Source organism: Nocardiopsis sp. TNDT3, from assembly GCF_003427465.1.
Classification (GTDB): domain Bacteria; phylum Actinomycetota; class Actinomycetes; order Streptosporangiales; family Streptosporangiaceae; genus Nocardiopsis; species Nocardiopsis dassonvillei.
The window spans coordinates 1-8993 of the sequence record NZ_QPFC01000196.1; the positions used below are offsets into that span (position 1 = coordinate 1).

Annotated in this window: 5 protein-coding genes; 3 read left to right on the forward strand and 2 right to left on the reverse strand. The window is 75.1% G+C overall.

Annotated features, from left to right (window positions below; translation table 11 throughout):
* Positions 1–1257, reverse strand: a 1257-nt coding sequence (locus DQW06_RS05280; RefSeq protein ID WP_157983346.1) for an MFS transporter, incomplete at its 3' end; no start/stop codon positions are given.
* A 138-nt stretch (positions 1258–1395) separates the two neighbouring features.
* Between DQW06_RS05280 and DQW06_RS05285 the strand changes: the two genes are divergently transcribed.
* The 3 genes from DQW06_RS05285 (at position 1396) to DQW06_RS05295 (ending at position 3677) form a co-directional block, all read left to right on the forward strand.
* On the forward strand, positions 1396–1959 hold the full coding sequence (locus DQW06_RS05285; RefSeq protein ID WP_013155300.1) for a TetR/AcrR family transcriptional regulator: 564 nt from the start codon (positions 1396–1398) through the stop codon (positions 1957–1959).
* 141 nt (positions 1960–2100) lie between these two features.
* Positions 2101–2709 carry a DUF3887 domain-containing protein gene (locus tag DQW06_RS05290; RefSeq protein ID WP_049800322.1) on the forward strand — a complete coding sequence of 203 codons (609 nt, stop codon included), beginning with the start codon at positions 2101–2103 and terminating at the stop codon, positions 2707–2709.
* Between the two features lie 53 nt (positions 2710–2762).
* A complete protein-coding gene (locus DQW06_RS05295; protein ID WP_071622891.1) occupies positions 2763–3677 on the forward strand; it encodes a CPBP family intramembrane glutamic endopeptidase in 915 nt (304 codons plus the stop codon).
* Between the two features lie 91 nt (positions 3678–3768).
* Here DQW06_RS05295 and DQW06_RS05300 read toward each other — a convergent pair.
* A partial coding sequence (locus DQW06_RS05300) for a condensation domain-containing protein (RefSeq protein ID WP_157983347.1) occupies positions 3769–8993 on the reverse strand: 5225 nt, incomplete at its 5' end.

The window sequence follows — 8993 nt, forward strand, 5'->3', positions numbered from 1 at the left end:
GTCCCGATCGGTCCCCGCACCACTCCCCTCGGCTTCCGTACCGCCCCCTCCGGCTCCAGCACTGTCCTCTTCGGCCCGCGCGCCCACCGCCCGGCGCGGACGGGCCGCCGGGCTGAGGAACCCGGCGAACGCCACGAGGAGCAGGGGCACGACCAGGGCCGCGCGCAGCCCGTAGGCCTCCCCCAGCAGACCGAGCACGGGCGGCCCGACCAGGAACGCGACGTAGCCGAGCGTCGCCACCAGGGAGACCCGGGCCGCGGAGTCGGGCCCGGAGTCCCCGGCCGCCGACAGTGCCACGGGGAAGCCCAGCGAGGCGCCCAGTCCCCACAGGACCACGGCCGCCGCCGCCAGGGCCGGGCTGTCCGCACCGGCCACCAGCCCCATGCCCGCCACCCCGGCCAGCGCGCTCGCGCCGAGCACGCGGGCCCTGCCGAAGCGCGCCAGGAAGTAGCCCCCGGCGAAGCGCCCGACCGTCATCGACGCGGCGAAGACGGCGTAGACCATCGACCCCAGGGCCGGGTCGAAGCCGTGGCCGTCGACCATGATCAGCGGGAGCCAGTCGTTGGCGGTGCCCTCGGCCAGGGCCATCGCGAGCACGATGAGGCCGATCAGCACCAAGCGCGTGTCCTTCCACAGCGCGCGCCCGCCGCCCGTGCCCTCCTGCCCGGAGGCGCGCGGGAGCGCCCTGCCGGTGCCGGGGGGCAGGGAGCCGAAGAGCGCCGCCGCGACCGCCAGGGTCAGGACGCCCATCGCCGCCAGGTGCCACGCCACGGGGAACCCGACCGCGGTGAGCGCCATGCCGACGAGGGCGCCGATCACGGTCCCCAGGCTGAAGAAGCCGTGCATGCGCGGCAGCAGCGGCTCGGCCATGACCCGCTCGACGTCGGCTCCCTCGATGTTCATCGCGATCTCCCCGGCGCCCATGCCCAGCCCGAAGAGGAACAGGCCGAACGCGACGACGAGGGCGGACGAGAGGCCCGCGCCAAGACCGATGACGGGCAGGCTCCCCAGCATCGCGGCGGTCCCGGCCACGATGACCGGCCGTGCGCCCAGGCGGGCGACGACCGCCCCCGACCCGAGGACGCCGATCATGGAACCGATCGAGAGGCCGAACAGGACGAACCCCATCTCGGCGGTGGAGGCGCCCAGCGCGTCGCGGATGGCGGGCGTACGGGTGACCCAGGACGAGATCCCCAGCCCGGGCAGGAGGAACAGGACGCACAGCGCGAGGCGCCGACGGCCCACGGCGGTTCCCATGAAGGGCTCCCAGTGGAGTGGCGGTCAGTAGTGTGTACAAAAGTACACACTTGTGGACGCGGACGCCACGGGCGCGGACGGGGGCGGCCGCGTACCAGAATGGCCGTGGACGCAGGGCTCCGAGGCCGGAAGGGGAACATGGCCGGAACCAGGCGGGTGGCCAACGACCCGCGACGCAAGGAGCGCATCCTCGCCGCGGCGCTGGAGGTGATCGCCGAGCGCGGTGTGCACAGGACCACGCACCGGGCGATCGCCGAGCGCGCCTCGGTGCCCCTGGGCTCGCTCACCTACCACTTCGACGGCCTGTCCGCGATCCTGGAGCAGGCGTTCACGCACCTGGCGGGGACCATGTCGGAGTACTACGCGCACCGGCTCGCGGCGGCGCGCGACCGCGCCGAGGCGTGCGAGGCCGTGGCCGACCTCATCTGCGGGCCCGAGTACGCCACGCCCCACCAGTTCGCGCTGCTCTTCGAGATGTACTCCTACGCCAACCACGACGAGGCGGTCCGCAGGGCCGCGCGCGCGTGGATGGACGTCAGCCGCGCCTCCCTGTCGGCGCACTTCCCTCCCGAGGCGTGCCGCGCGCTGGACGCCCTGGTCGAGGGGTGGTCGCTGCACCGCCACTTCGAGCGCGATGAGGGCGGCCCGGACCGCGCGGTGGTCCTGGCGGCGGTGACCGCCGTCGCCGACCGGCTCGGCTGACCGGCGCCCCGGTCCTTCGGGTCGGGCGGGCGAAGGCGATGGCCTCCTCACCCGCGCCGGTGGGAGCGCGGCGGTCCGCGGTTACGGAACAGGCGGGACAGCGGCTGGCGCACACCCCACTTGTAAAGCTATAGTTTACGAATGCAAGCTAGCTTGACAGAGGCGTTGCGGGTGTTGAAAGCGCGCACGGAGGCGTTCCTCGCGTCGCGTGTCCTGACGAGGGACGACGACTGGACCGACTCGATCAGGCGCGCCGTGAGCATGCAGACGGCCGCCGATGACGTCGTGCGTGCCGTCGTACAGCAGGCCCGGCAGAACGGTGCCACGTGGCAGGTCGTCGGTGACGCGCTCGGCGTGAGCCGACAGGCAGCGTTCCAGCGCTACGGCAAACCGATCGATCCAAGGACAGGAGAACCGATGAACACCACGCCGCTACCCGGCGTCGCCGAACTGGCCGCCTCGGTGATCGAGGACCTCGCGTCCGGGCGATGGTCGCGTGTCACCGAGCGGTTCGATCCGACCATGCGCGATGGCCTGTCAGAGGACGCGCTCGCCGCCGCGTGGGCGCAGATCGTCGGCCTGGCGGGAGCTTTCGAGGGGCATGGGGAGCCGGAGGTCACCCGGGCCGGCGACGTGACGATAACGAACACGCCGCTCTCGTTGGAGGCGGGCGACTACACGGCACGGATCGCGTTCCGCGACGACCGGACCATCGCCGGTCTGCACATCCTCGAAGGGCGGACGCCGTGACCGCCGCGTCCCCGCGCGGACCGAACACGCCCACGACCCGGGGCGGAACCCGCATGAGCGGCCGCGACCTGCGGTCCATCGGGGTGTTCACCGCCCTGGCGTTCGCACTCGCCTGGCTCTTCGCGCTCCCGCTCTGGTTCGGTGACGGGCTCGCCGAACCCTGGTTCCCGCTCGTGGCCACCGCCACGATGACGACCCCCGCGATCGCCGCCCTCGTCGTCGTGTTCTTCGTGGAGCGGCCCCGGCGGAAGGCGTGGACGCTCGGGCTGTGGCCGTTGACGCCGGTCCGCGGACTGCTCGGCTACGCCGCGCTGGGGATCGTCGTGCCCATCGCTCTCGTCCTGGCGGCGCTCCCTGTCGGCGCGCTGCTCGGGGTCTATCCGGCCGACTTCGCGCACTTCTCGGCGTTCCGGCAGGTCCTCGACGAGCAGGCCGGAACGGCCGGAACCCCGATACCGGTCGGCGCGCTCATCGCCATCCAGCTCGCCGCACTCCCCATGGCCGCGTTCATCAACCTCATCCCGGCGCTCGGGGAGGAACTCGGATGGCGCGGATGGCTGCTCCCGAAACTGATGCCGCTCGGTACGCTCCCCGCCCTCCTGGTCATGGGAGTCGTCTGGGGCCTCTGGCACGCTCCGCTCATCCTCCTGGGGTACAACTACCCGGACGCGCCGGGCTGGGTCGGCGTGGCCGCGATGGTCGTCATGTGCGTCCTGGTCGGCGCGGTCTTCGGCTGGCTGCGGCTGCGATCGGGATCGGTGTGGCCCGCGGCCCTCGCCCACGCCGCGTTCAACGGGGCGGGCGGGACCTACCTCCTCTTCGCCGAGGCGGGCGAGCACGTCGACACCACGCAGGCCACGATCCTGGGCTGGAGCGGGTGGATCGTGCCGCTCGTACTCGTCGCGGTCCTGATCGCCACGGGACAGTTCTCCTCCGCGAAGCACCCGTCCGCCCCGCCGCCGGGGTAGCGGGCCCCGCCGGACCGAGCCGCGCACCGGGTGACCCCGTCAGCAGAGGGACCGCGCGGGCGCCGCCGGTCGGCGGCGCCCGGGCCCCGCGTCACATCTGTTCCAGCAGCACGTCCTCCACCGCCTCGGCGTAGGCGCGCACCGTCTGGTGGTCGAACAGCAGCCGGGTGGGCACCGTGACGTCCAGCAGGCGTTCGACCTCGCGCACCACCTGGAGGCTGCGCACCGAGTCACCGCCGATGTCGAAGAAGTTGTCGTCGCGCCCGATGCGCTCCAGCCCCAGGGTGCGCCCCCACACCTCGGCCACGGCCTCCTCGGTGGGGGTGCTCGGCTCGACGTGGACGGGCGCGGCGGCGCGCGCCCAGGCGGGTTCGGGCAGGCGGGCCCGGTCCACCTTGCCGTTGGCGTTGAGCGGCAGCGCCTCCAGCACGGTGACGGCCGCGGGCACCATGTAGGCGGGCAGCTCGCGGGCCAGGCGCTCGCGCACCAGCTCCGCGTCCACCTCCCCTCCGGTGACGTAGGCGACGAGCTGGCGTCCGCCGGTGGGTGCCTCGGCCACGAGCACCACGGCCTGGGCGACCCCGGGCCCACGGAGCAGGGCGGCCTCCACCTCGCCCGTCTCGATGCGGAACCCGCGCAGCTTCACCTGGCCGTCCGCGCGGCCCACGAAGACCAGGCGTCCCTCGGCGGACCAGCGCACCAGGTCGCCGGTGCGGTAGAGCCGCCCTCCGTCCCCGAAGGGGTGGGCCACGAAGCGCTCGGCGGTCAGGCCGGGCTGGCCGTCGTAGCCGCGCGCCGTCCCCGGCCCGGACAGGTACAGCTCGCCCACCGCGCCGGGCGGGACCGGGCGCAGGGCCCCGTCCAGGACGTGGGCGCCGGTGGCGTCCATGGGACGGCCGATCGGGCAGTGCCCGGCGTCGGCCTCCTCCGCGCTCAGCGGGGTGCACGTGGCGAAGGTGGTGGCCTCGGTGGGCCCGTACACGTGCACCAGCTCGGTGTCGGGGCACGTCCGGCGCACGCGGGCGAGGGAGGCCGGGTCGGCGGCCTCCCCGCCGGTCCACAGCTCGCGCAGCCCCGCGAAGCACTCCGGGTCCTGCTGGGCGAAGAGGTTGAACAGGGCGGTGGTGAGGAAGACCGCGCTGACCCCGTGCCGGGAGGTGTGCTCGCGCAGGGCGTCGGCGGAGACCGGCCCGTCCGCCACCACCGCGGTTCCGCCGTTGAGCAGCGGCACCCAGACCTCGTAGGTGGCGGCGTCGAAGGCGTGCGGGGAGTGGAACAGCACCCTGTCGTGGCCCTCGCGCCAGCGGGAGTCGGCGCTGAGGGCGACCACGGCCCGGTGGTCGACCACCACGCCCTTGGGCGTGCCCGTGGAGCCCGAGGTGAACATGACGTAGGCGGCGGTGTGCCCGTGCACCGGACCCCGGCGGGCACCGGCCCCGCCCCCGGCGGTCGTACTCGCACCGGCTCCGGTCCCTGCGTCGACACCAGGACCCGAGCCCCCACCGACATCAGCGGTCGCACCGACCCCGGTTCCCGCACCAGTGGTCACACCCGGGCCGCCGTCCGCACCACCGACAGCATCAGCCCCGGCACCAGCACCAGCACCAGCACCAGACAGCGTGCCGTCCGCGGCGTAGCCCACCACCATCTCCATGTCCGCGCAGCGGTCGGCCATGCCGGGATCGGCCACGGCCACGCGCGCGCCCAGCGCGCGGGCCAGGGAGGCGACCCGCTCCGCCGGAACGGTCTCGTGCAGCGGCGCGTAGGCCGCCCCCGTGCGCAGGACGCCGAGCATGGCGGCCACCACCCGCGGCGAACGCGGCATGAGCAGCAGCACCCGGGACTCCGCGCCCACGCCCAGCGCGGCCAGGCGGTCGGCGACCCGGTCGGCCTCGGCGTCCAGCTCGGCGTAGGTCCACTCGCCGTCCGCGCCGGCCAGGGCGGTCGCCTCGGGGTGGCGGGCGGCCCGCTCGGCGAACAGCGCGGTGACGGTGGCGGCGGGCGGCTCCTCACCGCCCCCGTCGGCCAGGACCAGGGAGCGGGCAGGGTCGGCCCCGGCCACCCGGCCCAGGGGGCGTTCGGGGTCCTCGGTGAGCGAGACCAGGATGCGCTCCAGGTCGCCCAGCAGGCGATCCGCGGTCCCGGCGTCGAAGCACGCCGGGTCGTGCCCCAAGACCAGGCGCAGCCCGTCGGAGGCGTAGGCGCTCAGCGCGAGCGGGTAGTTGGTGGCCTCCACCGCGTTGACGAATCGGACCCGCAGCCCGTGTTCGGCGGCGGCGGCCTCGTCCACGGGGTAGTTCTCGAACACCACGACGCTGTCGAAGAGCGGGGTGTCCCCGGGCAGGCCCGCCTCGGCCTGCACGCGCGCCAGCGACAGGTGGTCCTGGGCCCGTGAGCGCGCCTGGTCCTCCTGGAGGCGGCGCAGCCACCGCGCCACGGGCTCCGCCGGGTCGACGGCCACGCGCACCGGCAGGGTGTTGATGAACAGGCCCACCGCGGCCTCCACCCCGGGCATGTCGTCGGGGCGTCCCGAGGTGGTGGCGCCGAAGACCACGTCGGCCCGCCCCGAGTACGCGGACAGCAGCAGGGCCCACGCGCCCTGGACCACGGCGTTGACGGTCAGGCCGTGGGCGCGGGCGAAGGCGTGCACGGCCCCGGCCCGCTCCGGCGCGAGGGCGGCCTGGCTCCGGGCGCTGGAGCGGGCGGCGCGCAGGGCGGCGGGCGGCCGGTCGTAGGGCAGCGGCGTGGGCTCGGTGACGCCCTCCAGCACGCCCCGCCAGAAGGCGTGCCCCTCCTCCGCGTCGCGTCCGGCCAGGCGGCGCAGGTACTCCCGGTAGTCGGGGCGCGCGGCCGGGACGCCGCCCCGGTAGGCGGCCAGGACGTCCTCCATGACCAGGGGCAGGCTCCACCCGTCCAGGACGAGGTGGTGGAAGGTCCACACCAGGCGCACGGAGGCGTCGCCGGTGCGCAGCAGGGCCACCCGCAGGAGCGGGTCGCGGACGGGGTCCACGCCCCGGGCGGCGTCCTCGGCCAGATGGTCGGCCAGGGCACGCTCGCGCTCCTCCTCCGCCGCGCCGCGCAGGTCCAGGTGTGCCACCTCGACGGGGACGGCGCGGTGCACGAGCAGGACCGGTTCGGACAACCCCTCCCAGGCCACGCGGGCGCGCAGGACGGGGGTGGCCGCGACCACCCGCCGCCAGGCGCGGCCCAGGGCCCCGGGGTCGTCCACGCCGTCCAGGTCCACGACGACCTGCTCCAGGTAGGAGCCGGAGTCGGGCTCCAGGGCGGAGTGGAAGAACATGCCCTGCTGCATGGGGGTGAGCGGCCACACGTCCTGGACGTCGCGGCCGTCGCCGACGAGGCGGTCGACCTCGTCCTGCTCCAGGCGCACGAGCGGGAAGTCGGAGGGGGTGGCCCCGCCGTGGGCGGGGTCCAGGCAGTGCTCCACCAACGCGGCGAGTTCGGCGGCCATGGCCTCGGCGAGGCGGCGCACGGTGGCCGTGTCGTGGACGGTGGTGGCGTGGTACCAGTCGAAGACCAGGCGTTCGCCCTCGAAGCGGCCCACCACCTCGACCAGGTGGGCGCGCTCCTCGTCCGGGGAGTGCTCGCCGCCGGGGTTGAGCCGCATCGCGGTGTGCAGGGCGCCCCGGCCGGGGTCGGTGTCGAAGCGGCCCAGGTAGTTGAAGCTCACGCCGGGCGCGGGGTCGCGTTCCAGACGGGCCCGCTGTTCGGGCGTGCCCAGGTGGCGCAGGGCGCCGTAGCCCAGGCCGTTGCCGGGGACCGCGCGCAGCATCTCCTTGGTGGCGCGGATCCGCTCGGTCCGGTCGGGTCGGCCGGTGAGCACGACGGGGAACACGGTGGTGAACCAGCCTACGGTGCGTGAGGTGTCCAGGTCCTCGAACAGGTCCTCGCGGCCGTGCCCCTCCAGGTCCACGGGCACGCGCGCGGAGCCGGTCCACTCGCACAGCACCCGGCCCAGGGCGGACAGCAGCAGGTCGTTGACGCGGGTGCGGAAGGCCGCGGGCGCCTCAGCCAGCAGGCGGCGGGTGTCCTCCTCGGACAGCCCGGCGGTGACCACCTCCTGGTCGCGCACCAGGCCGTTGCCCCGGCCGGGGTGGTCGCGGGGCGGTTCGGCGCGGGTGGCGGCGACCTCGGCCCAGGTGTCGAGTTCGGCGTCGAAGGCCCCCTCGGCGGTGTGCCGGGCCAGGCGGTCGGCCCACACGGAGAAGGGTGTGGTGCGCGGCCCCGGGTCCACGGGCGCGCCCTCGGCGGCCTGGCGGTAGGCGGTGGCCAGGTCCTCCAGCAGCACCCTCCAGGACACCCCGTCCACGACGAGGTGGTGGGCGGTCAGCAGCAGCCGGGAGCCCTCGGGGCCGGAGTCGAGCAGGACGGCGGCGAAGACGGGGCCGCGGGCCAGGTCGAGGCCGCTGTGGGCGGCCCGGATGCTCTCCTCGGCCAGGTCGCGGGCCCGCCCGGGTTCGTGCCCGGACAGGTCGACCACGCTCAGCGGCGGGGCGGCCGTGCCGGGTTCGGCCACGCGCGGGCCGTCGCCGTCGCGGCGCAGCCGCAGCATGTCGTGGTGGTCGGCGAGGGCGGCCAGGGCGGTGCGCAGGGCGCGCGGCTCCAGGGGCCGGGCGAGGTCGAGCAGCACGGACATGGCGAAGTGGTCGGGGGCCACGGGGTGGGTGCGGTCGAACCAGCCCATGACGGGCGTGGCGGTGAGCGGGCCGCTCACCGGCCCGGTGCCGGACGCGCCGGGCCGCCGCACCCGCGCCACCTCGGCCAGGGCGGCGACGCTGGGGTGGGAGAAGACGTCGCGGCTGCTCAGCTCCACACCGGCCAGGCGGGCCCGGGAGACCATCTGGATGCTGAGGATGGAGTCGCCGCCCAGGGCGAAGAAGTCGTCGTGGACGCCCACGCGCTCCACGGCCAGGACGGAGGCGAACACCTCGGCGAGGATCCGTTCGGTGTCGGTGCGGGGGGCGGTGTGCTCCCCGCCGTGCCCGGGGTCGGGCAGGGCGCGGCGGTCGACCTTGCCGTTGGCGGTCAGGGGCAGGGCGTCCAGGGCCACGACGGCGGCGGGAACCATGTAGCCGGGCAGGACGCGGGCCAGGGCGCGGCGCCACTCCTCGGCGGTCTCCTCGTCCGCCTCCCCGGTCGAGGGCACGGCGTAGGCGAGGAGTCTGCGCCCGCCGCCGGGTGCGGCGCGCACGAGGGCGACGGCCTCGGCGACGCCCTCCAGGGCGAGTAGGGCGGCCTCGACCTCGCCGGGTTCGATCCGAAAGCCCCGGATCTTGACCTGGGAGTCGGCGCGGC